Here is a 22,738-nt window from a genome sequence, read left to right on the forward strand (position 1 = left end):
TGAAGCCTTCCCCTGCCCCGTGGTTTGACCTTTGCTTTCCGCCAGACACAAACAGGCCGTGTTCCAGGCCGTGTTCCGACATCCATAACGAGACTCCCAAGATGAACCCGCAACTCCCCATTGAAGTTGATGCCCAGACCGGGATCTGGACCACCGACGGCCTGCCGATGATTTATGTGCCGCGGCACTTCTTCGTCAACAACCATGTCGAAACCGAGGCCGTGGTGGGCCGGGAGGTGTATGCCCCCGCGCTCTACAAGGCGGGGCATCGCTCGGCGTATTTCTGGTGCCAGAAAGAGGCGGCCACGCACGGGCTGTCCGGCATGGCGGTTTACGAGCACTACCTCAAGCGCCTGTCACAACGCGGCTGGGGCCTGTTTTCCTTCATCGAATCGGACGCCGCCACCGGCCGCGCAAAGATCAAGCTCGAGCACTCGGTGTTCGTGCTCGCGCAAGGCATTGCCGGCGTGCCGGTCAACCACAGCAAGGTCTGCTACCTGTTCGCCGGCTGGTTCTCGGGCGCCATGGACTGGGTGCTGGAGACCAGTGGCTCGGCCGTGCGCACCACCAGCGCCGAAACCCAGTGCGCGGCCGAGGGCCACAGCCACTGCGTGTTCACCGTCAGCCCCCTCTAGAGATTCGCCATGCGCTACCCGCATTTGTTTGAGCCCATCCGCCTGAACCAGGTCCTGCTGCGCAACCGCATCGTCAGCACCGCGCATGCCGAGGTGTATGCCGAAGGCGGCAACCCGACCGAGCGCTACATCCGGTATTACGAGGAAAAAGCCAAGGGCGGTGTGGGCCTGGCAATTTGCGGTGGCTCCAGCCCGGTGTCGCGCGACAGCCCCTGGTCCTGGTGGAGTTCCGTCAACCTGGCGAAGAACTCGGTGATCGAGCCTCTGGCCAAGCTGGCCGAGACCATGCACAAGCACGGCGCCAAGCTGATGATCCAGGCCACCCACATGGGCAGGCGCAATGCCTGGCACGGCTTCGACTGGCCGCACCTGGTCAGCCCCTCGGGCATACGCGAGCCGGTGCACCGCGGCAACGCCAAGACCATAGAGATCGAAGAGATACGCCGCATCGTGGCCGACTACGGCCGCGCCGCCAAACGCGTGAAAGATGCAGGGCTCGACGGCATCGAAATCTCCGCCGCGCACCAGCAGCTGGTCGACCAGTTCTGGAGCCCGCGCGTGAACCACCGCACCGACGAGTACGGCGGCAGCCTGGAAAACCGCCTGCGCTTCGGCATGGAAGTGCTGCAGGCCGTGCGCGAGCATGTCGGCAGCGATTTCTGCGTCGGCATGCGCATGTGCGGCGATGAATTCCATGAAGACGGCATCAGCCACGAGATGGCCAAGGAGATTGCCCAGGCCATGTCGGAAAGCGGCCTGATCGACTTCCTGAGCGTGGTCGGCTCCGGCGCGGACACCCACAACACCCTGGTCAACTGCATGCCGCCCATGGCGCTGCCGCCCGAGCCCTTTGTGCACCTGGCCGCCGGCATCAAGTCGGTGTCCAAAGTGCCCGTCATGCACGCGCAAAGCATTCGCGACGCCTCGCAGGCCGAACGCATCCTGGCCACCGGCATGGTCGACATGGTGGGCATGACCCGCGCACAGATCGCCGATCCGCACATGGTCATCAAGATCCGCGACGGCCGGGAAGACCAGATCAAACAATGCGTGGGCGCCAACTACTGCATAGACCGCCAGTACAACGGCCTGGACGTGCTGTGCATCCAGAACGCCGCCACCAGCCGCGAAGAAACCATGCCGCACACCATTGAAAAAACCACGGGCGTCCGCCGCAAGGTGGTGGTGGTCGGCGCCGGCCCGGCCGGCCTGGAAGCCGCGCGCGTGGCCCGCGAGCGCGGCCACGACGTGGTGCTGTTCGAGAAAAACACCGTCGTCGGCGGCCAGGTGAACCTGGCGGCCAAGCCGCCCAAGCGCGAGCAGATGGCCGGCATCATCCGCTGGTTCGACATGGAGACCCAGCGCCTGGGCGTGCAGCGCCGCCTGGGCGTGGCGGCCACGCAGGAAATGATCCTGGCCGAGCAGCCCGACATCGTGGTGCTGGCCACCGGCGGCACACCCCACATGGGGCAGACGCCCGCCTGGGGCGCGGACCAGGGCCTGTGCGTGAGCAGCTGGGACATCCTGTCGGGCGCGGTCGCGCCCGGCGAAAACGTCCTGGTGTACGACAGCATCAGCACCCATGCGGGCACCGGCGCGGCCGACTACATCGCCGCGCGCGGCAAGCTGGTGGAGATCGTGACGCCCGACGTCAAGGTCGCCGACGATGTGGGCGGCACCACCTTCCCGATCTTCTACCGCCAGCTGTACGCCAGCGGCGTGATCCAGACGCCCAATTTCTGGCTGGAGCGCGTTTACCGCGAAGGCGACAAACTGATCGCCGTGCTGAAGAACGAATACACCGAAGCGCTGGAAGAGCGCGCGGTGGACCAGGTGGTCATTGAAAACGGCATCCTGCCCAATGACGGCCTGTACTGGCAGCTCAAGCCGCTGTCGCTCAACAAGGGCCAGACCGACATCGAGGCCCTCTACGACGCGCTGCCGCAGCCCGGCTTGAGCCAGGCCACCGGCAAGGGAGACTTCCTGCTCTACCGCGTCGGCGACTGCGTCTCCATGCACAACATCCATGCGGCGATCTACGACTCGCTGCGCCTGTGCAAGGATTTTTGACATGCTGCCCCAGCTTGTAAGCGCCGTGTTCTGGCTGGCCGTCCTGGCCCTGGCCTGGGGCATGGGCCGGCGCGCGCTCATCTGGAAAACAGGCCGGCAGGCCGGCGTGGACCTGCGCGGGCTGTTGCAAATACCGAAGCGCTACTTTGTGGACTTGCATGACGTGGTGGCGCGTGAGCCCTTTGTGGCCCGCGCCCATGTCGGCGTGGCTGGCGGCGCCATCCTGGCCCTGGCGCTGGTCGCGCTGAATTACGGCCTGGGCCTGTACTTGCGGGTACTGGATGCGGCGCTGCTGCTGGCCGGGTTGATGATGCTGGCCGGCGCCATCGCCATGGCTTCGCGCCGCCGCAACGCACCGGCGCGCCTGTCCAAAGGCCCGTGGAGCCGCCTGCCCTATTCGCTGATGCTGTTCGCGGCCGCCGTGGCCCTGGTCGGTGCAGTGGCCTTCACCGGCACTGCCCTGGCGCCCTGGCTGGCCGGCCTGATCAGCCTGGCCTTCGCCGCCGGCGCGGCGGAGCTGGCGCTGGGCATAGGCCTGGGCGGCCCCATGAAACATGCCGTGGCCGGTCTGCTGCACCTGGGCCTGCATCCGCGGCCCGAGCGTTTTGGCAGCCCCGCCGAAAAACGCTTCGCCACCGCCCTCAAGCCGCTGCGCCTGAGCGCGGACGACATGGGTGTGGGCAAGCCCGCCGACTTCGCCTGGAACAAGCTGCTGTCCTTCGATGCCTGCGTGCAGTGCGGCAAATGCGAAGCCGCCTGCCCGGCCTTCGCGGCGGGCCAGCCGCTGAACCCGAAAAAACTGATCCAGGACCTGGTGGTCGGCATGAGCGCCAGGACCGACGCCGGCTACGCGGGCAGCCCTTATCCAGGCCAGCCCATCGGCCAGCACGGTGGAGCGCCCGGCCTGCCCATCGTGAACGGCCTGATCAACAGCGAGACGCTCTGGTCCTGCACCACCTGCCGGGCCTGCGTGCAGGAATGCCCCATGCTGATAGAACATGTGGACGCCATCGTCGACATGCGGCGCCACATGACCCTGGTCGATGGCGTGGTGCCGAACAAGGGCATGGAAGTGCTGGAGCAGCTGCGCGACACCGACACCGCCGGCGGTTTCCCGCTCACGGCCCGGCACCACTGGGCGGCCGACCTGAATGTGCCGGTGCTCGATGCCGGCGGCCGGACCGACTGGCTGGTGCTGGTGGGCGAAGGCGGCTTTGACATGCGCTACCAGCGCACCCTGCGCGCCTTCATCAAGACGCTGCAAAAAGCCGGCCTGCAGATCGCCCTGCTGGGCGCGGCGGAAACCGACTGCGGCGACCTGGCACGCCGCCTGGGCGACGAGCATGGCTTCCAGCGCCTGTCGCGCCAGCTCATCGCCACGCTGAAGGCGCGCGGCTTCCAGCACATCGTGACACCCGACCCGCATATCTTCCATTCGCTGAAAAACGAGTACCCCGCCATGGGTGGCGACTTCGACGTCTGGCACCACACCCAGCTGCTGGCCCAGCTGCTGGCCGAGGGCAAGCTCCAGCCCACGCGTGCCGGCAGCGTGGAGGCCGTGACCTACCACGATCCCTGCTACCTGGGCCGCTACGGCCGCGAAGTGGACGCGCCGCGCGCCGTGCTCAAGGGCATAGGCATCAAGGTCGTGGAGATGGAACGCAACCGCGAGCGCGGCCGCTGCTGCGGCGGCGGGGGCGGCGCACCGTTCACCGACATTCCCGGCGCCACGCGCATCCCGGACATCCGTATCGCCGACGCGAAGCTTGCCGGCGCAGGTGTGGTGGCCGTGGCCTGCCCCAACTGCACCGCCATGCTCGAAGGCGTGGTCGGGCCGCGGCCCGAAGTGCTCGATGTGGCCGAACTGCTGGCCCATGCATTGGAGGTCGCATGAGCACCGCACACGTCCCCCCAGGCCCGCTGCGACGCGTGGACCCGCGCCGACCCGCCATCATCACGCCCGCGGGCCTGCGCCGCATCGTGCTGGGCAGCAGCGAAGGCGAACGCATCAGCGCAAATCGCCTCGATGCGCCGGTTGCCAAGGCTGTGCGCAGCAAGGGCCCCTTTAGCCGCGCCACCATGGTGGTAGCGCGCGCGGAGCGCGGCGCACTGAGCGACGCGGCACGCCAGGCGGTTGCGGCGGCGGCGATCCTGGCCTCGGCCGATACCGAAGTCATCCTCGCGGTGCTGGGGCCTTGCCACGACGATGTGGCCGCGCTGGGCGCGGACCGCTTGCTGGTGGCCGAGGATTTTGATGCGAACCGCTACCAGCCCGCAGCCTGCGTGCAATGGCTGCAAGGCCTGCAAGCCGCCTGGGCGCCCCAACACTGGCTGTTTGCCGACACCGGCTTTGACGGCCAGCTGGGCCGCCGCTTTGCCGTCCAGGCCGGGCTGGGCCTGGCCTGCGGCGTGGTCGAGCTGGGGGCGGACAGCCTGCGCGTGCCCGCCGGCGCCGGCCAGGACTGGTTGCGCCCGCATGCCCAGGTCATGCTGCTGGCCAAGGGCGTGGCCAGCACCAAGCTGCCCTTTGTCGGGCTCGGCGTGCGCGAACCCGCGCTGCCTGTGCCGACTGTTTCCGAGCGCGGCATCGAGGACCTCGGTGTGCAGGCCGGGGACCCCAAAACGCTGGCACTCGAGGAAGCCGACTTCATCCTGGCCGCGGGCAACGGCGTCACCGACCTGCCGCTGTTCCACGCGCTGGCGCTGGAAGTGGGCGCCGCCGTCGGCGCCTCGCGCGTCGCGGTGGACGACGGCCGTTTTGCGCGGGCCCAGCAAATCGGCGCCACGGGGAAAACCGTTTCCGCTTCGGCTTACCTGGCGCTGGGCATCTCGGGCGCGGTGCAGCACCTGCAAGGCATCAAGGATTGCCGCCACGTCATCGCGGTGAACCTCGATGCCTCAGCGCCCATCGCGCGCCGCGCCGACCTGACCGTGGTGGAAGACAGCGCGGCCCTGATGCGGGCGCTGCTGGAACTGGTGCGCCAACAGAAGGAGGCCGCATGAGCGACATCACCGTACTCGTGGCGGCCCGCAAGCACGCGGTCAGCGGCCGGCCCGTGCGCAGCCGCGCCGATGCGGCCGCTGCCGCCCTGGCTTTGGGTGTGTCGGGCGCCGTGCGGCTGCTGACGGCAGGCCCGCTGCCCGATGCGGTCGCCCGCGATTACCTGGCCCTGGGCGCGCCGCTGCTGGAGGTCCTGGAATGCGGCGAAGACGCCGACATCGCGGCACGCCTGCTGCCGGCCTTGCGCGATGTGCCCTGGGTGTTGGCGGGAATCCGCTCCGAAGCCGAACACGGTACCGGCAGCACAGGAATATTGCCCTATGCCCTGGCGGCCGCGCTGCAGCGCCCCGTGGTCGCCGATGTCCTGGGCATACAGGCCGAAGGTTCCGCCTGGATCGTGACCCAGGCCCTGCCCAAGGGAGCGCGGCGCCGCCTGCGCGTGCAGGCACCGGCCGTGCTGGTGGTCAGCGCCGCCGCATCACCCACATTGCGCCATTCGCTGGCCGACGCCATGGCGGGCCGCATCGTGCGCAAGCCGCTGCAGGCGACCAAGCCTTCATCCGCATCTGCATCCCCATCAGCACCCGCAGGCCAGCGGGTTGCCGGCAGCAAGCGCCGCAAGCTGCTGGAGGCCCGCACCCAGCAAAGCGGCCACGCCCGCATGCTGGGCGCGATCGAATCGCCCTCGACGGGCGGCGCCGTGCTGCAGGCAGGCGACCCGCTCACCAAGGCGCAGGCGGTACTGGACTACCTGCGTACCCATTCTCTTGTTCATTTTTGACGAAACGCCCACTATGACAAAGACCCTTTCCGCGCAAACCCTGCTGACCCGTGAGTTGCTGGCCCGCCGCCGCCCAGGCTACAGCCTGGAGGCGCCGTTCTACCTCAGCGACACGGTGCTGCAGGCCGACATGGAACACATCTTCGGCAAGCACTGGATCTTCGTCGCCGTCGAGCCGCAGATCGCCGAAGCCGGCGACTACATCACCGTGGACTTCGACAAGAACTCCATCCTGATCGTGCGCGACGACGACATGCAGGTGCGGGCCTTCCACAATGTCTGCCGCCACCGCGGCTCGCGCCTGTGCGCCAGCCGGCAAGGCGTGGTCGGCAACATCGTCTGCCCTTACCACCAATGGACTTACGACCTGACCGGCAAGCTGATCCACGCCAAGCACATGGGCGACGACTTCGACGCCTCGGGCCTGGGCCTCAAGCCGGTGCATGTGCGCAGCCTGGCGGGTTTGATCTTCATCTGCCTGGCGGAAAACCCGCCCGAAGACTTCGAGCAGATGGTGGCCGAGATGACGCCTTACCTGGCACCCCACCAGCTGAGCCAGTGCAAGGTGGCGGCCCAGGTCGACATCGTGGAAGACTGCAACTGGAAGCTCACCATGGAAAACAACCGGGAGTGCTACCACTGCATGAGCAACCACCCCGAGCTGACCATCTCCCTGTACGAATACGGCTTTGGCTACAAGCCGGACGAACACAACGCCGCCGGGCAGCAACAGTTCCAGGACATCATGGACGCCAGCCACAAACGCTGGGAAGCCATGGGCCTGCCCTCGGCGGAGATCGACACCCTGGACGACCGCGTGACGGGCTTTCGCACCCAGCGCCTGCCGATTGACCGCTCCGGCCAGTCGCAAACCATGAACGCCGAGGTCGCCTCCAAAAAACTGCTGGCCGATTTTGTCGATCCGGCGCTGGGCGGCCTGTCGTTCTGGACGCAGCCCAACTCCTGGCACCACTTCATGAGCGACCACATCGTCAGCTTCTCCGTGCTGCCGATCTCGGCCACCAAAACCCTGGTGCGCACCACCTGGTGCGTGCACAAGGATGCGGTGGAGGGTGTGGACTACACCGTGGAAAACCTGACCGCCGTGTGGAATGCCACCAATGCGCAGGACCGCCGCCTGGTGGAGGAGTCGCAGATCGGCATCGCCACCGGCGCCTACCAGCCCGGGCCGTATTCACCGTACACCGAAGGCCTGGTCGAAAAATTCTGCAACTGGTATGTGAACCGCCTCAGTGCACTGACCCGGTAAACATCCACCGATATTTCCAGCGTTCTGGCCCATCCCCATGTCCACCTCTCTTCACGCTCCTGACTTCGCGGCGCCCGCCTCCCCGCCCTGGTCTTCCGACCGGGACGAAACCCTGCGCTGCGTCCAGGTGCGCCAGGAAACGCACGACGTCAAAACCTTTGTGCTCGCGGCGCAAGGGCCGCGCAGTTTTCGCTACCTGCCGGGCCAGTTCATCACGCTGGAGCTGGACATCGCGGGCAGCAAGATCAACCGTTGCTACACGCTGTCCAGCACGCCCACCCGCCCCGACCTGGTCAGCATCACCGTCAAGCGCGTGCCGGGCGGGACTGTTTCCAACTGGCTGCATGACAACTTGCGCCCTGGCATGGCGCTGGGCGTGATCGGGCCCGCCGGGGAATTCAGCTGCTTCAAGGCGCCGGCACAGCGCTACCTGTTCCTCTCGGGCGGCAGCGGCATCACACCCTTGATGTCCATGACCCGCGCGCTGCACGACCTGGGCAGCGATGCCGACATCGTGTTCGCGCATTGCGCGCGCAGCCCCGCGGACGTGCTGTTCCCCGAAGAGCTGACCTTGATGGCGCGCAACATGGCGCAGCTGCGGCTGGCCACCGTGTGCGAGCAGCACACGCCGGGCAGCGCCTATGCCGGGCATATCGGTCGCATGGACGCGGCGCGGCTGGCGCATATCGCGCCCGACTTCCTGCAGCGCGACGTCTACACCTGCGGCCCGGCGCCTTTCATGGCGGCGGTGCGTCAGTTGCTGGCGGCGGCGGGCTACGACATGCGGCGCTACCGCGAAGAGAGTTTTTCGTTTGCCGACCAGGCGCAGCCCGAGGCGCAAGCGCAGGCCGACGGCGATGGCGACGCCACAGCCACGCACAGCATCCAGCTGCAGAAGATGGGCCAGTCCTTCCCGTGCCGCGCCGACCAGACCATTTTGCAGGCGGCCACGGCCGCGGGCCTGCGCCTGCCGTCCTCCTGCAGCAGCGGCATCTGCGGCACCTGCAAAACCAAAAAGATCTCCGGCCAGGTGGAGATGAAACACGCCGGCGGCATTCGCCCGCGCGAGATCGACCAGGGCTGGATCCTGCCTTGCTGCAGCAAACCCGTGAGTGATGTCGCACTGGATCGGTGAGCTCAAAAACGTGCATGCACCGAATCAAGAATCGCTTTGAACCCTCATTGGAAGTTATGCAAATTTTTTTGGCGTTTAACGGCAGAAATCGAGGCCCTCCATGGACAAACCCTATAGCTTGAAACCCCTGCGCCCGACAAAATCGTGGCACGCTGCTTGCTCATAAAAAGAACCGAAACATGCAGCGAAATTTCCCCGGAGACATACGATGACAAAACCCAAGATCAGTGTCCGAAATCTTTACAAGATTTTCGGAAGCAATATTTCAGAAGCCGTGAAGTTGCTGGGGGAAGGCCTGAGCAAGGACGAAGTGTTTGCCAAGACCGGGCACGTCGTCGGCGTCAACAAAGTCAGCTTCGACGTCATGCCGGGCGAGATCTACGTGCTCATGGGTTTGTCGGGCTCGGGAAAGTCCACACTGATCCGGCTCATCAACCGCCTGGTCGAGCCGTCCTCAGGCTCCATCAACATCGACGGTGAAGACATCACCGCCCTGCCGCAATGCGACCTGGTCAAGTGGCGGCGCAAGCGGGTGGCCATGGTGTTCCAGTCTTTCGCGCTCATGCCGCACCGCAATGTGCTGGACAACGCCGCCTTCGGCCTAGAGATGGCGGGCACGCCGCGCAAGGCGCGCGAGGACCGGGCCATGCAAGTGCTGGCCCAGGTGGGCTTGCAGACCTATGCGGCGAAATACCCTTCTCAACTGTCGGGCGGCATGCAGCAGCGCGTGGGGCTGGCGCGCGCCCTGGCGGTGGACCCCGACATCCTGCTGATGGATGAAGCCTTCTCGGCGCTGGACCCGCTCAAGCGCGTGGAAATGCAAGGCCTGATGCTGGACTTGCAGCGCGAACAGCAGCGCACGGTGCTGTTCGTTTCGCACGACCTCGAAGAAGCCCTGCGCATAGGCACCCGCATCGCCATCATGGAAGGCGGCAACCTGGTGCAGGAAGGCACACCCCACCAGATCATCACCCAGCCGGCCAATGACTATGTGCGACGCTTTTTCGAAGGCGTGGACACCTCGCGCTACCTGACCGCGGCCGACCTGCTGGACCCGGGCCTGAACGGCCACTCCTACAACGGCGGGCCGCGCCTGCCGTCCCACACCACCTTGCCCGAAGCCATGAAGATTGTGCTGGGCATGGACCAACCGGTGGGCGTGTTCGACGCCACCGACCAATTACTGGGCTGCATCTCCGCGCGCAGCCTGCTCGTCCGAATGGCTCAAGAGGCCCGCCATGTCTAATCTTCTCTCGCAAATCACCGAAGCCTCCCACGACGTCCTGCCCCTGGGCAAGTGGGTCAACGCCGGGGTGAAACACCTGCTGGACAACGGCGCCGCCGTCTTCGATTCCATCGGTGTGGTGGTCGAAAAATTCGCCACGTGGGTCGAGATCGGCACCCTGGCCGTTCCCTTCTGGGCGGTCATCCTGGTGGCCACCGTCGTGGGCGTGCGCCGGCTGGGCTGGAAATTCGGCGTGTTTGTGGCGCTGGCCCTGACGCTGATTGTGGTCACCGGCTTCTGGCTGCAGACCATGGTCACCCTGGCGCTCACACTCTCAGCCACCTTGATCAGCCTGTTCTTCGGCATACCGCTGGGCATCTGGTGCGCCCGCGCGCCGCGGGTGAACGCCACCATACGGCCCATGCTGGACTTCATGCAGACCATGCCCGCTTTTGTCTACCTGATCCCCGCGGCCATGCTGTTCGGCCTGGGCCGGGTGCCCGGCATCATCGCCACCGTGATCTTCGCCATGCCGCCCGTGGTGCGCCTGACCAGCCTGGGCATACGCCAGGTGAGCTCTGAACAGGTGGAAGCGGGCAATGCCTTCGGCTGCACCTCCACCCAGCTGCTGTTCAAGGTGCAGCTCCCGATTGCCCTGCCGACCATCATGGCCGGCGTCAACCAGACTATCATGATGGCGCTGTCCATGGTCATCATCGCCTCCATGGTGGGGGCGGGCGGCCTGGGCAACGACGTACTCGCCAGCATCCAGCGACTGGACATCGGCCTGGGGTTCGAGAGTGGGCTGGCGGTGGTCTTGCTGGCCATCATCCTCGACCGCCTCACCGAGAGTTTTGGCGTGGCCCGCGAGAGCAGTGACTAGGAGCATCCATGCCACGCGTTCCGGTTGAGCCTCCTGCGCCAAAAACAGTTGGCGCCGACGAGGTCAAGTCCAAAAAAGACGGCACCCACGTCGGCTTCATCCTGCTGCACGACTATTCGATGATCGCGTTTGCCAACGCCGTGGAAACGCTGCGCATGGCCAACTACATCAGCCGCCGGCCCCTGTACCGGTGGACCGTGGTGAACCCCGAGCAGGCCAGCGCGGTGGCCAGCAACGGCCTGGCGCTGGCGACCACCGGGGAGCTGGCCGAGCTGGCCGGCTGCGACATGGTTTTTGTCTGCGGCGGCGTCAACATCCGCAGCGTCACCAACGACGGCGTGCGTCAACTGCTGCGCCGCTGCGCCGCCGGCGGCGCGGTCATGGGCGCGCTGTGCACGGGCTCCTTTGCCCTGGCCAGCGCCGGGCTGCTGGACGGCTACCGCTGCGCCATCCATTGGGAAAACCTGGCCGCCATCAGCGAGGAGTTTCCCAAGGTGCGCTTCGCGCCCGAGGTCTTCATCCTCGACCGCGACCGCATGACCTGCTCCGGCGGCACGGCCCCCCTGCACCTGATGCTGCACCTGATCCGCGGCGCCCACGGCGCCAAGCTGGTGATGGACATCTCCGAACAATTCATCGTGGAGCGGCTGCGCGCCAGCAACGACCGCCAGCGCATCCCGCAGCCCGAATGCATAGGCCCGGGTTACCAGCATCTGACGGAGGCCGCCGAAATCATGGCGGCCAACATTGAAGACCCCCTGCCCCTGGCCGAGCTGGCGGGCGCCGTCGGGCTTTCGCTGCGCCAGCTCGAGCGCCTGTTCCACCGCTACTTCAGCATCAACCCGGCGCAGTACTACATGAACCTGCGGCTGCGCCGGGCGCAGGAGCTGCTGACGCACAGCAGCCACCCCATCATGCAAGTCACCGTGGCCTGCGGCTTCCAGTCGTCCTCGCATTTCTGCAAGGCCTACCGCAGCCTGTTCGGGCACGCGCCCAGCGAGGAACGCCGCGGCAAGGTGGGCGAGAGCGAAGCGCGCACCAGGGCCTCGCGCAAGCGCGTGGTGCCCCTCAAACGCGCCGCCTGAAGCGCGCGGCCGCGGCCGCATACCTGCCGCTGCGGGACAACTCCGCGTCGCTCCCAGCAAAGTTGCGCAGCCTCAACCTGTAAAAGTGCAGTGGTGCCGTAGCACCGCGCGATTTCACGTTGACAAGGAACGGGGCATGAAGCTGCAAGCAAGAACGCCCTCCTGCCTTTGAGATGCGACGCGCCGGATGCGACAGCCGGGCAAGCCATTCCATACCAACACAAGGAGACTCAGAATGTCAGCTAATCGCGGTGTCGTCTACCTGCGCCAGGGCCAGGTTGAAGTCCAGTCCATCCCGTTTCCCAAACTGCTCAATCCGCTGGGCGGCAAGGCCGAACACGGCGTGATCCTGAAGGTGCTCACCACCAACATCTGCGGCTCCGACCAGCATATGGTGCGCGGCCGCACCACGGCGCCGGCCGGCCTGGTGCTGGGCCATGAGATCACGGGCGAGGTGCTCGAAGTCGGCCGCGACGTCGAAACGCTGCAGCGCGGCGACATCGTGTCCGTTCCCTTCAACGTCGCCTGCGGGCGCTGCCGGACCTGCAAGGAGCAGCACACCGGCGTGTGCCTCAGCGTGAATCCCTCGCGCGCGGGCGGCGCCTACGGCTACGTCGACATGGGCGGCTGGATAGGCGGGCAAGCCGAGTACGTCATGGTGCCCTATGCCGACTTCAATTTGCTGAAGTTCCCAGACCGCGAACAGGCGATAGAAAAAATCCGCGACCTCACCTGCCTCTCCGACATCCTGCCCACCGGCTTCCACGGCGCGGTGACGGCCGGGGTCGGCCCCGGCAGCACGGTGTATGTGGCCGGCGCCGGCCCGGTCGGCCTGGCTGCCGCCGCATCGGCGCGATTGCTCGGGGCCGCCGTCGTCATCGTCGGCGACATCAACCCGGCGCGCCTGGAGCATGCGCGCAAGGTCGGTTTCGAGACCGTCGACCTGTCCAAGGATGCCCCCCTGGGCGAGCAGATCGCGCACATCCTGGGCACACCGGAAGTCGACTGCGCCGTGGATGCGGTGGGCTTCGAGGCGCGCGGTCACGGCCACGCGGGCTCGCAGACGGAAGCCCCGGCCGCGGTGCTCAATTCGCTGATGGAAGTCACGCGCGCGGCGGGCAAGATCGGCATTCCGGGCCTCTACGTCACGGAAGATCCCGGCGGTGTCGACAAGGCCGCCAAGACCGGCTCGCTCAGCCTTCGCCTGGGCCTGGGCTGGGCCAAATCGCACAGCTTCTTCACCGGCCAGACGCCCGTCATGAAATACAACCGCGCGCTGATGCAGGCCATCTTGTGGGACCGCATCAAGATCGCCGACGTGGTGGGCGTCCAGGTGATATCGCTGGACGAAGCGCCCTCGGGCTATGCCGAGTTCGATGCCGGCGCGCCCAAGAAATTCGTCATTGACCCGCACAGGCAGCTGAAGATGGCGGCCTGACTGGCAGGGATACGAGGCGGCGCCTCGTATCCCTGCAAGAACCCAAACTCCAAAACTTTCCTTGTTCATGACCCCGGATACCAACACCCACTACTGCCTGAACCTGGCCTGCGGCAGCGCCCAGGGCCAGGTCGCGGCCATCTCCGCCTTGTTAAACGAGCATGGGGCTTATATCGAGCAGTTTTCGGTGTTTGACGACCACACGACCGAACGCTTTTTTGTGCGCAGCGTTTTCAGCTTGCGCAGCCCGGTGGAAGTGCTGCGCGGCGCCTTCGCCGAACTGGCAAAAGGTTTCCCGCAAGCGCAGTGGCAGCTGCATGACCTGGCGCAGCCCACCCGCGTGCTGGTCATGGTGTCCAAGTTCGACCACTGCCTGCGCGAGCTGATCGCGCAGTGGCGGCGCGGTGAACTGAAGATGGACATTGTGGCCATTGCCTCCAACCATGCCGACCTGGCGCCCCTGGCCGAGGCCGAGGGCCTGCCCTTTCACCACCTGCCGATCAGCGCCGAAACCAAACCCGCGCAGGAAGAAAAACTGCGCCGGCTGATCATGGACACCGGCGCCGAATTCGTCGTGTTGGCCCGCTACATGCAGGTCCTGTCGGAGGACTTGTGCCGGGAGCTGCACGGCCGCGTCATCAACATCCACCATTCCTTCCTGCCCGGCTTCAAGGGCGGCAAGCCCTACCAGCAGGCCCACGACCGCGGCGTCAAGCTGATAGGCGCGACCGCCCACTTCGCCACCACCGACCTGGACGAGGGCCCCATCATCGAGCAGTCGGTCGAGCGTGTGGACCACGCCGATACACCGCAGCACCTGTCGCAGGCCGGCCGCCTGGTGGAAAGCCTGGTGCTGTCGCGGGCCCTGCGTTTTGTGCTGGAGCGGCGGGTGTTCATCAACGGCATGAAAACCGTGGTGCTGCGTTAGGGCACACTGGCCCCGAACGGACGGGCTGATTCATCCACTCCCTCATTTCTTCCATTTTTTATCCAGGCGCACCGCGCCAGAAGATCCCCCACCATGGCTGTCAGTGTTTTTGATATTTTCAAGATTGGCATAGGCCCGAGCAGCTCGCACACCGTGGGCCCCATGCGGGCTGCCCATCTGTTCACCGAGCGCCTGGCGCATCAGGGCCTGCTGGCCTCCTGCGCGCGCGTGGAGGTCAAGCTCTATGGCTCGCTGGGCTCCACCGGCAAAGGCCACGGCACCGACAAGGCCGTGCTGCTGGGGCTGCAGGGGCATGACCCCGAAAGCGTTGATGTGGAAGCCATTCCGGCGATGCTGGAGGCGATTCGCAGCACCGGCCAGCTGCAGCTGGGGGGCCGCCACCCGGTGGCCTTCCGCGAGAAAGAGCACCTGGCGTTTTACCGCCGCGAGACCCTGCCCTTTCACCCCAATGGCATGCGCTGCATCGCGTACGACGCCGCAGGGGAGGAACTGCTCAATCGCTGCTATTACTCGGTAGGCGGCGGCTTTGTGGTCAGCGATGAAGTCGCGGCCGACGGCAGCAAGCAGAAGGTGCTGGCGCCCGACGTCACCGTGCTGCCCTACCCTTTCCACAGCGGCGACGAGCTGATGCAGCAATGCAAAAGCGCCGGCATCTCGATTGCCGAGCTCATGCGCCGCAATGAACGCCATTGGCGCAGCGACGCCGAGATCGACGCCGGCCTGCACAGGATCTGGGACGTGATGCAGGCCTGCGTGGAGCGCGGCTGCCGCACCCAGGGCGTCTTGCCCGGCGGCTTCAAGATCAAGCGCCGCGCCGCCGAGCTGCACCAGCGGCTGCGCTCCAACCCGGAGGCGTCCCTGCGCGACCCACTGCAGGTGCTGGACTGGGTCAACCTCTATGCCCTGGCGGTGAACGAAGAGAACGCTGCGGGCGGCCGCGTCGTCACCGCGCCCACCAACGGCGCGGCGGGCATTGTGCCGGCCGTGCTGCACTACTACACGCGCTTTGTCGCCACGGCCACGCCCGGCGGCGTGATCGACTTCCTGCTGACCGCCGCCGCCATCGGCATGCTGTACAAGGAAAACGCCTCCATCTCGGGCGCCGAAGTGGGTTGCCAGGGCGAGGTCGGCGTGGCCTGCTCCATGGCGGCGGCCGCCTTGTGCGCCGTCATGGGCGGCACACCTGAGCAGGTCGAAAACGCGGCCGAAATCGGCATGGAGCACCACCTGGGGCTGACCTGCGACCCGGTCGGCGGCCTGGTCCAGATTCCGTGCATTGAGCGCAACGCCATTGCCTCGGTCAAGGCCATCAACGCGGCCCGCATGGCCTTGCACGGCGACGGCACCCACCATGTGAGCCTGGACAAGGTCATCAAGACCATGCGCGAAACCGGCGCCGACATGATGACCAAGTACAAGGAGACCGCGCGCGGCGGGCTGGCGGTCAATATTGTTGAATGCTAGTGTTTGAGAAAAGCATGGGTGAACCGTCCATGGCACCGCGCTCCCGATGGACGGCCCGTGTCGAGTCGCTGGAGACCCGGCTGCGCGTCGGCGTGTACGCGCATGAACACGAACCCCAGCCCATCCTGGTGAGCCTGCGCATCAGCGGGCTGGCCGAAGCAACCCCTTCCACTTTGGCGCAATGCTTTGACTACGAGCCGATCTGCCGCTGGATGCTCGACGAGTGGCCGCTCAGCGCGCACACGCCCCTGCTCGAAACACGTTTGAACGAGCTGCTGGTCCACGTGTTTGCCGACAGCCGGATCAGCGATGTCTGGATAGGCTTGTACAAGACACAAGCCATTCCCCAGGCCAGGCTGGTGGGCCTGGAGCGTGAAGTCACGCGGCTTCAATTCGAGGAACAGCGGCGCCTGCTGGCCCTGTCGGCCCGGGCTTAGCTCTGCAGGCCTGATTCGCGATCAAGCACCGGCACGGCCGGCCACTTCCCATGCCGCGCCGCTGTCGAGTTTGGACAAATGCGCGTCCACTCAGCACCACTGCACGCAGCAAGGCCGCCCAACAATGGGCGCAGGCTGATTATTTGTGGCCTTTTGTTTTCACAAAGAAGCCGAGGAGGTCGTATGAAAGTTATTTCGTATGTTTTGGCGCTGGCCGCCATGGCCGCGCTGAGCTGCCAAGCCCAGACGAGTTCTGCCACCGCCAAGGTGATGCGCCTGGCCACACTGGAATGGCCGCCCTACAACGGCCAGTTGCTGCCGCAGGACGGGCTCTCGACCCGGGTCGCCACCGTGGTGGCAAAGAGCGCCGGCTACCGCTTGATGAGCGCCTCCTCGGATTGGGCTACCACCGTAGAAAGGGGCGAGAAAGATCCCAACTACGAGGGCTACTTTCCCGTCTACTTCAACACCAAGCGGGAGCAAGCTTGCCACCTGTCCCAATCCATAGGCACCAGCCTGCTGGGCGTGGCGACATTAAAAGGCGCGCCCATCACCTGGAACACCATCTCTGACCTGGAACCCTACAAGCTCGGTGTGGTGGAAGGCTATGTGAACGGCGAAGCTTTCGACAACGCCATCAAGGAAAAACGCCAGGCCGTCGAGGCCGGCGCCAGCGACGCGCAAAACGTGAAGAAGCTCAGGGAAGGCAAGATACGCGGCATCGTCATCGACAAAAACGTGCTGAACTACACCCTGTCACGCCTGGGCGGCGCCGAACAGGTAGTGTTCAACCCCAGGCCCATCGCGCAGCTGACACTGCATGTCTGCTTCAAGCGCAGCCCCGCGGGACTGGAGATGCGCGATGCATTTGACGCGGCCCTCAAAAAACTCGACCCGGCCCAGCTGGAAGCGGAGTACTTTCGGACTTTTCCGTTGATACGGTAGGTGGTGCTGACATTCGGGAGACTGTGCAACCAAGCGGCTTCATCCGGCAAAGTTCCGCTATGGTTCAGTGGATAGAACGAGTGCCTCGTAAGCGGTAGATATCCACAATTCACATCAAATGAGAACGAAGATTGTCTTCAACAAATTTCGGCCTGCACATGGCTTTCTGGGCTTCTCCTAACTGCTCCCATGGAGTGGGAGCAAACCAGCCAAGGCCTTCATCGGTAGCCACGAAGAGTGTCGAAAACTTTTCTTGCACCAACTGACGCTGCGCCTCCATCTCAGCCGGAAAGTCCACCAACGAATATTTGTCGGAGAAACCACCTAAGCGCCGTACTTCGAGCAGTCTTCCCATAACAAAGAATCGGTACTCTGGGTGATCCTCACGTATGAATGCTTGCATTCCGAAAAGAGCCTCATTCCCTTTGCTGAAGAGTAGCCGTGTACCAACTCGGTAGCGCAGATTTTGCAGCCGCTCAAGTGTTACCTCATCGGCAGCAACAGCCGACAGGCGTTCAACTGCGGCCGCAACTTCAGGGTCAATGTTTTCGGGTGGCATGATTTTTCGAATGTCTGCTTTTCGGTCGATAGTAGACAGAAACGCCAAAAATCACAAACAATCCATAACGACATATTGCCGTTACCCAGCCACCGGTTGCTTCCAACCAGAAGCAGAAATTAGGACGGAGAACAAATTGGACAAGGACGAGGTTTCAACCGTCGCGCAAACTAATCCGGAAATCGATCTGCGAATTGGCGAAACGCTCAACTTCGATCCACGGCGCCTGCTCTTCCAAGGCTCGAATGGGGACTACATGCCAGTAGGTTCCCAATTGGGGATTTTATTGGCTCTCAGCTTCCGCGACGACCTAGGACACCATACCACCGGATCGGCGGCGATGGTCGGGCCGGGCCTCGCCATATGCGCGGCCCACGTGCTGGAAGACCAGGGTTACCTAGAGAAGCTCGCACGGGGAGATGCAACACTTGTCGCGCAAGCTCCTTTGCCAGGAGGCATGTTGTTGTGGACTGTCCTGCGCGTCGCAACTGTGCCCCAAACAGATCTCGCGGTTCTATCTTTGACACTGAGTTCGAGCTTTCCAGCCGATCGCCACTTTTCTGTAGCGTCGATTACAACGCGGATGCCGGCGATCGGCGATGTGCTCACTGTCACGGGGCTCTCTGCGGCGAGACGCACCGAAGAGCGATCGAATTCGACACGCATTGAGATGGTTCCTGGCTGTGTGCTGGGGCCTGTCATTGATCGCTACCCCGATGGGCGAGACCGTTCCATGCTTCCTGGTCCTTGCTTGGCCGTCGAATGCGAGGCACGAGGAGGTATGAGCGGAGGCCCCGTATTCGATAGCAGGGGATACCTCGTGGGTGTAGTGTCGTCGTCGTACGAAGGAGATACAACAACCTTCGTGTCACACATATGGCCGGCTTTGATTCGAGCGCATGTCTGCCCTGTCTGGCCGGGGCCACCTTATCCCCTGCCACCTCCCGGTTCCTTGCTTCAACTGGGTCTCAAGTTCGGTATTTCGATCGAACGACCAAACGCTTTCGAAGTTTGTGCGCCCAACAACGAAGTCGCGCTCCGCTATGTAGCTTGGGAATAATCGGCAGCCGGTCTATTGGCACGCTTTCTTCCTTCTTTATGGGAAAACACCCCCTAAATGGATGAGGCGACTCTCAATCGAGAGCGCCATACTGGGTAGGACGGAAGGGGTATGAAGCAATATCGCGGAAACTGCGGCGCACTTTAAGGCAGATCCACACAAACCAATAGGCAAACATTCAGCCATCGAGCCTCGACTACTAGCCTTCTCAAATGAATTCCCCTCCACCAATTTTTGGGACCGCACACCTCACCATGGAGGCAATGACCGTGATGCCGGCGGAGCCACCTTCTACTTATGTCGGAATGGCACGCTCATTAATGTGCGGTGTCCGGCCATTAGCCTTCGCAGGGCCCAGCGCTTCACTTGCGCTCACGTTAGTCGCAGGGCAGGTTGCCGAGTGTGCGCTGAAAGGATACCTCTCCCGAAACGGAAACAATAAACGGCTCAGGGAGCCTACGCTTCAGCACAACCTCGAAGCGCTTTGGCTACTTGCGCAGTCAGAAGGTCTCCCGATTCCAGCTCAGCCGCCTCAATGACTTCTCACGCTCAGCGGCCTGCACAACGCACCGTACCGTGGTCGGTATTCAACGCTAGTTCACGGGATCACGACGCCCGCAGCGGAACCTATGACTACCGAACTAGCGGAAATTATCGAACTCGTCGCCTCTCGGATATAAGACATGCCAGGATCTCCCCGCATTGATAAAGGCGAAGGTTTCATTCGTAGCCACGATCTGATGGAAGTTCTTTTGACGGACATAAATTCAGCCTACGAAGTACTCGAGGCAGATCGTCAGTCTCAATACCTTCGTCGATGTGTTGTAAGGGCCGTCTTCTCATTTATTGAGGCTGCAGTTGAATGCGTCAAGGTAGAGCTGCGGTCTAGTGTGCGTCTCGGCCACTACTCCGAAGAACTACTCACTCCAAAAGAGAGAGAAACACTTGGGCCACTAACAATCATTGGAGGACGCCCAGGTAAATTCCTCACTCTGGACGAGAACCTAAAACGAACCTTCAAACTTGCCGCGAAGATTTGGCTGCTTGACTTTCGGCTATCGACGGATGGGCCGGAGTTCGTAAATTTCCTTGCGGCAAAGTCTGCTCGGAATCGCCTCACGCATCCGCGAACTGTTTACGATGTAGAAGTGACTGACCATGATATGCACTACCACACGACTGCTGGTCATTGGGTGCGATCCGAGTTTGTACGCTTATTCCACGCCCGACTGCAGTCTCTCACTCAGGGATTGCCAGAAGAAGATCGCCAGGTTTTCTTCCTAGGTAAAGTGTTCGGCGACGGCGGTGGAAACACCTAGCTTCATGCAATCACCACAGGTTTTGTACAAGTACCAGTCATCGGTCACAAGCCCATCGAGCCCGTCGCCCTCCCCTCAATACGCCGCCAACCCGGCGTACAGGCCACGCTGCTCGCAGCAACGCTGTTCGGCGCGGGCGCCCCCGCCGGCCAAGCTGTTGCTGACGGAGGCCGGTCCCTAGCTGCTGGCGGCTTTGCTTTACCTGGGTTCGGGCGTCGGCTTTTTTTTGTTGCGGCGGCTGCGCCGGTCAGGTGCTGCAACAAGGACGTGCGCAACACCGCGGCAGTCCAAGCAGCCGGCCTGTCGCTGAAACTCAGATTCCTAGCCCCGGCTACTGGCTCTCAATCCGCGTGGAATTGAGCAACGTGTCCAGCCGAGCGGCCCGCTGGGTCAGCTGCTGTAGCGTTGCACTGAAATCGCCGCCGTCCTGGGGGCTGCCCATTGCCTTGGTCAGTGCCTGGAACAATGACAGGTCGGCCACGGGCCGCAGCTGGTAGTTTGACGAAGCCTTGAACGCCGACAGGTCATACATATTCTTCAGCGTGGCCTTTTCGGCGTCATCGCGGCCGTAGGCCAGGAAGAATTTTCTGATGCGTTGCTGCGTTGCCGCCGGCAGGTCCTTGCGGTACAGGATGGGGTCGTTGGGAATCAGCGGGGACTCCCAGATCACTTTCACGCGCGCCATCCTGTCCGGGAACTCCACCTTGTAGCGCAGCATGTCCGCGGTGTTGTTGGTCGCCAGGTCCACCTGGCCGTCGGCTACCGCGAGGAAGTTGTCGCGGTGGCTGGTACGGTTGATCTTCTTGAAGTGTTTCTCAGGGTCGATCTTGTTCTTGGCGAACACATAGTAGTTGGGCGCCAGAAAGCCCGAGATGGACTCCTTGTTGCCGGCGCCCAGCGTGTAGCTGCCCGGGCGGCTGATCACCTCCGCCAGGGTCTGGGGCGCGCTGTCCTTGCGGGCAAGCAAGACCGAGCTGTAGCCGCGCGTGCCATCCAGCCCGACCATCTGCGCAAACACCAGGGCCTGGTCGGCTTCCACCAGTTCGATCGCCAGCTTGTTGTTGACCCAGGCCACCTGCACCTGCCCGTTCTTCAGGGCACCGGAAATTTCAGCGAAGTCTTTCGAAGCCAGAACCTGCACCGGCCGCTGCATCTCTTTGGCCAGCGCGTCGGTGAAAGGTTTCCAGTTCTCCACCATCTTCTCCACGGTATCGCCCGTGACGATGAGCCCCAGCGTCAAAGGCGCCGGGCTGTTGGCCGCGTGAACGGGGAGCAGCCCCACCCCGACCACGAAGGTCATGCACAAGGCCGCGCACAGGGCGCGCCGGGCCCGGGAGGGCATCCCGTGGCAGAGACGATCAGGCTTCATTCAACACCTCCTGGCGGATGGGATGGATGAGGAGACTTACTTGTTGCCGGCAGGGAGCGGATGAATGTCTTCCGGCTTGACGACGATCCAGTTCTTGTCGGCCGTGACGGGCAAGCCCAGCTCCTTCTGGCGTGCCGCGTTCTTGGTCCACATGTCGGTGATCTGTGTCATGTATTTGGCTTTGCGATTGACCCAGATGCGCACGCCGCCACGATCGATGTCCGTCCCGTGGAACAGCATGTAGCCGTCGCTGGTCGGCGTATCGCCCGCGACCAGGATGGGTTTTTTCCACTGGTCGATGTAGGTCAGGATCGCCGCATACTTGCCCGCCATCCAGGTGTTGGGCGTCCACAGGTAAGGATGTATTTGCAGGTCCATGTTTTTGGCGGGATCGTATTTGCCTTTCTGGATTTGCAGGCGGGACGAGGTGAGTTCCTGGGTCTTGCGGTCTTTCAGCATGGTCGCGACGCCGATCACGTTTTGCGGCTTGACGTTGTAGCCGTACCGCGGGTCGGATGCCACCATGCGCACCAGCTCTTCATGCGCGGCGGTCATGATGTAGACCTCGATGCCGTTTTCCATCAAATGGTTCATCAGCTCGCGCTGGCCCTGGTAGATGCGCGGCGGCTGGATGTCGATGGTCTTGACCGTGTCGCCTTCATAGTAGGTCGCCGGAATCGGTTTGCCGTAAGCCATCAATTCATCGACGAGCGCTTTCAGCTCCTTGAGCGTGTAGCCCGAGAAAATTTGCGCCACCCAGGGATAGCAAACCATGTCGTCGATTTCGCAGAGCCGGTAGTAATAGCTGTTGAGGCTTTCCTTGTTGCCGTTGACATCCTTGAACGGGATCAGCTTGAGCGAAGGGTCCATGTTCTCGCGCGTCAGCAGGCCCTTCATTTCCATGTAGGGCAACAGGGACTCTTCCAGGTCGAAGTTGTAGCTCGTGTTGTCCATATCGAACACGGCGTACTCCCCTTTGTTCGCATGGGTCTTGACCAGCGCATTGAGTTTGGCCGCGGCATCGGCGGGCCAGTGTGTCAATTCGACGGCTGAACAGCCGAGGGCGACACCGGCAAGCAACAAGCCGGACAAAAGCTTTTTAACCATATTCAT

General features: G+C 63.7%; 20 protein-coding genes. 17 read left to right on the plus strand and 3 right to left on the minus strand.

The window, feature by feature from the left end; genetic code table 11:
* Positions 1 to 101 precede the first annotated feature (101 nt).
* From ACEN8I_RS00975 to ACEN8I_RS01045, 15 genes are all read left to right on the plus strand, one after another.
* A complete protein-coding gene (locus ACEN8I_RS00975) occupies positions 102 to 635 on the plus strand; it encodes a DUF5943 domain-containing protein (RefSeq protein WP_413325340.1) in 534 nt (177 codons plus the stop codon).
* A gap of 9 nt (positions 636 to 644) precedes the next feature.
* Positions 645 to 2,705 (plus strand): FAD-dependent oxidoreductase, encoded by a 2,061-nt coding sequence (locus tag ACEN8I_RS00980; protein ID WP_413325342.1) that lies wholly within the window; start codon positions 645 to 647, stop codon positions 2,703 to 2,705.
* Position 2,706: 1 nt separating this feature from the next.
* Positions 2,707 to 4,599: a (Fe-S)-binding protein gene (locus ACEN8I_RS00985; RefSeq protein WP_413325344.1), complete on the plus strand. Its 1,893-nt coding sequence runs from the start codon at positions 2,707 to 2,709 to the stop codon at positions 4,597 to 4,599.
* Entirely contained in the window at positions 4,596 to 5,708 is a 1,113-nt protein-coding gene (locus ACEN8I_RS00990) for an electron transfer flavoprotein subunit alpha/FixB family protein (RefSeq protein ID WP_413325346.1), read from the plus strand. Before ACEN8I_RS00985 ends, ACEN8I_RS00990 begins: the two co-directional genes overlap by 4 nt.
* A complete protein-coding gene (locus ACEN8I_RS00995; RefSeq protein WP_413325348.1) occupies positions 5,705 to 6,487 on the plus strand; it encodes an electron transfer flavoprotein subunit beta/FixA family protein in 783 nt (260 codons plus the stop codon). The genes ACEN8I_RS00990 and ACEN8I_RS00995 overlap by 4 nt, the downstream gene beginning before the upstream one ends.
* 13 nt (positions 6,488 to 6,500) lie before the next feature.
* Positions 6,501 to 7,757, plus strand: coding sequence for an aromatic ring-hydroxylating oxygenase subunit alpha (locus ACEN8I_RS01000; protein ID WP_413325350.1), 1,257 nt, complete (start codon positions 6,501 to 6,503; stop codon positions 7,755 to 7,757).
* 37 nt (positions 7,758 to 7,794) lie between these two features.
* On the plus strand, positions 7,795 to 8,892 hold the full coding sequence (locus ACEN8I_RS01005) for a 2Fe-2S iron-sulfur cluster-binding protein (protein ID WP_413325352.1): 1,098 nt from the start codon (positions 7,795 to 7,797) through the stop codon (positions 8,890 to 8,892).
* A gap of 208 nt (positions 8,893 to 9,100) precedes the next feature.
* Positions 9,101 to 10,138: a quaternary amine ABC transporter ATP-binding protein gene (locus ACEN8I_RS01010; RefSeq protein ID WP_413325355.1), complete on the plus strand. Its 1,038-nt coding sequence runs from the start codon at positions 9,101 to 9,103 to the stop codon at positions 10,136 to 10,138.
* Positions 10,131 to 11,000: an ABC transporter permease gene (locus tag ACEN8I_RS01015; protein ID WP_413325357.1), complete on the plus strand. Its 870-nt coding sequence runs from the start codon at positions 10,131 to 10,133 to the stop codon at positions 10,998 to 11,000. The genes ACEN8I_RS01010 and ACEN8I_RS01015 overlap by 8 nt, the downstream gene beginning before the upstream one ends.
* Positions 11,001 to 11,008: 8 nt before the next feature.
* Complete coding sequence (locus ACEN8I_RS01020; protein WP_413325359.1) at positions 11,009 to 12,085, plus strand: GlxA family transcriptional regulator; 1,077 nt, start codon at positions 11,009 to 11,011, stop codon at positions 12,083 to 12,085.
* A 235-nt stretch (positions 12,086 to 12,320) separates the two neighbouring features.
* Positions 12,321 to 13,523 carry a formaldehyde dehydrogenase, glutathione-independent gene (gene fdhA / locus ACEN8I_RS01025; protein ID WP_413325361.1) on the plus strand — a complete coding sequence of 401 codons (1,203 nt, stop codon included), beginning with the start codon at positions 12,321 to 12,323 and terminating at the stop codon, positions 13,521 to 13,523.
* 67 nt (positions 13,524 to 13,590) lie between these two features.
* The gene (purU, locus tag ACEN8I_RS01030) at positions 13,591 to 14,451 is read left to right on the plus strand and encodes a formyltetrahydrofolate deformylase (protein WP_413325363.1); all 861 of its coding nucleotides are present in this window, start codon (positions 13,591 to 13,593) and stop codon (positions 14,449 to 14,451) included.
* A 93-nt stretch (positions 14,452 to 14,544) separates the two neighbouring features.
* Positions 14,545 to 15,936, plus strand: coding sequence for an L-serine ammonia-lyase (locus ACEN8I_RS01035; protein ID WP_413325366.1), 1,392 nt, complete (start codon positions 14,545 to 14,547; stop codon positions 15,934 to 15,936).
* 14 nt (positions 15,937 to 15,950) lie between these two features.
* On the plus strand, positions 15,951 to 16,373 hold the full coding sequence (locus tag ACEN8I_RS01040; protein WP_413325368.1) for a dihydroneopterin aldolase: 423 nt from the start codon (positions 15,951 to 15,953) through the stop codon (positions 16,371 to 16,373).
* 183 nt (positions 16,374 to 16,556) lie between these two features.
* Positions 16,557 to 17,318: a substrate-binding periplasmic protein gene (locus tag ACEN8I_RS01045; protein ID WP_413325370.1), complete on the plus strand. Its 762-nt coding sequence runs from the start codon at positions 16,557 to 16,559 to the stop codon at positions 17,316 to 17,318.
* Between the two features lie 109 nt (positions 17,319 to 17,427).
* On the opposite strand, the gene ACEN8I_RS01050 is transcribed toward ACEN8I_RS01045, so the two are convergent.
* Entirely contained in the window at positions 17,428 to 17,877 is a 450-nt protein-coding gene (locus ACEN8I_RS01050) for a hypothetical protein (protein ID WP_413325372.1), read from the minus strand.
* Positions 17,878 to 18,013: 136 nt separating this feature from the next.
* Here ACEN8I_RS01050 and ACEN8I_RS01055 point away from each other — a divergent pair, with 136 nt between their 5' ends.
* Together ACEN8I_RS01055 and ACEN8I_RS01060 are read left to right on the plus strand one after the other, a co-directional pair.
* Positions 18,014 to 18,937 (plus strand): trypsin-like peptidase domain-containing protein, encoded by a 924-nt coding sequence (locus tag ACEN8I_RS01055; protein ID WP_413325374.1) that lies wholly within the window; start codon positions 18,014 to 18,016, stop codon positions 18,935 to 18,937.
* A gap of 683 nt (positions 18,938 to 19,620) precedes the next feature.
* On the plus strand, positions 19,621 to 20,256 hold the full coding sequence (locus ACEN8I_RS01060) for a hypothetical protein (protein ID WP_413325376.1): 636 nt from the start codon (positions 19,621 to 19,623) through the stop codon (positions 20,254 to 20,256).
* A 331-nt stretch (positions 20,257 to 20,587) separates the two neighbouring features.
* Here ACEN8I_RS01060 and phnD read toward each other — a convergent pair whose 3' ends face one another.
* Positions 20,588 to 21,625, minus strand: coding sequence for a phosphate/phosphite/phosphonate ABC transporter substrate-binding protein (gene phnD / locus ACEN8I_RS01065; protein WP_413325378.1), 1,038 nt, complete (start codon positions 21,623 to 21,625; stop codon positions 20,588 to 20,590).
* Positions 21,626 to 21,661: 36 nt separating this feature from the next.
* Positions 21,662 to 22,738, minus strand: a complete 1,077-nt coding sequence (locus ACEN8I_RS01070; RefSeq protein WP_413325380.1) for a haloacid dehalogenase-like hydrolase — start codon at positions 22,736 to 22,738, stop codon at positions 21,662 to 21,664.

Source organism: Polaromonas sp. CT11-55, from assembly GCF_047303325.1.
GTDB lineage: Bacteria > Pseudomonadota > Gammaproteobacteria > Burkholderiales > Burkholderiaceae_C > Polaromonas.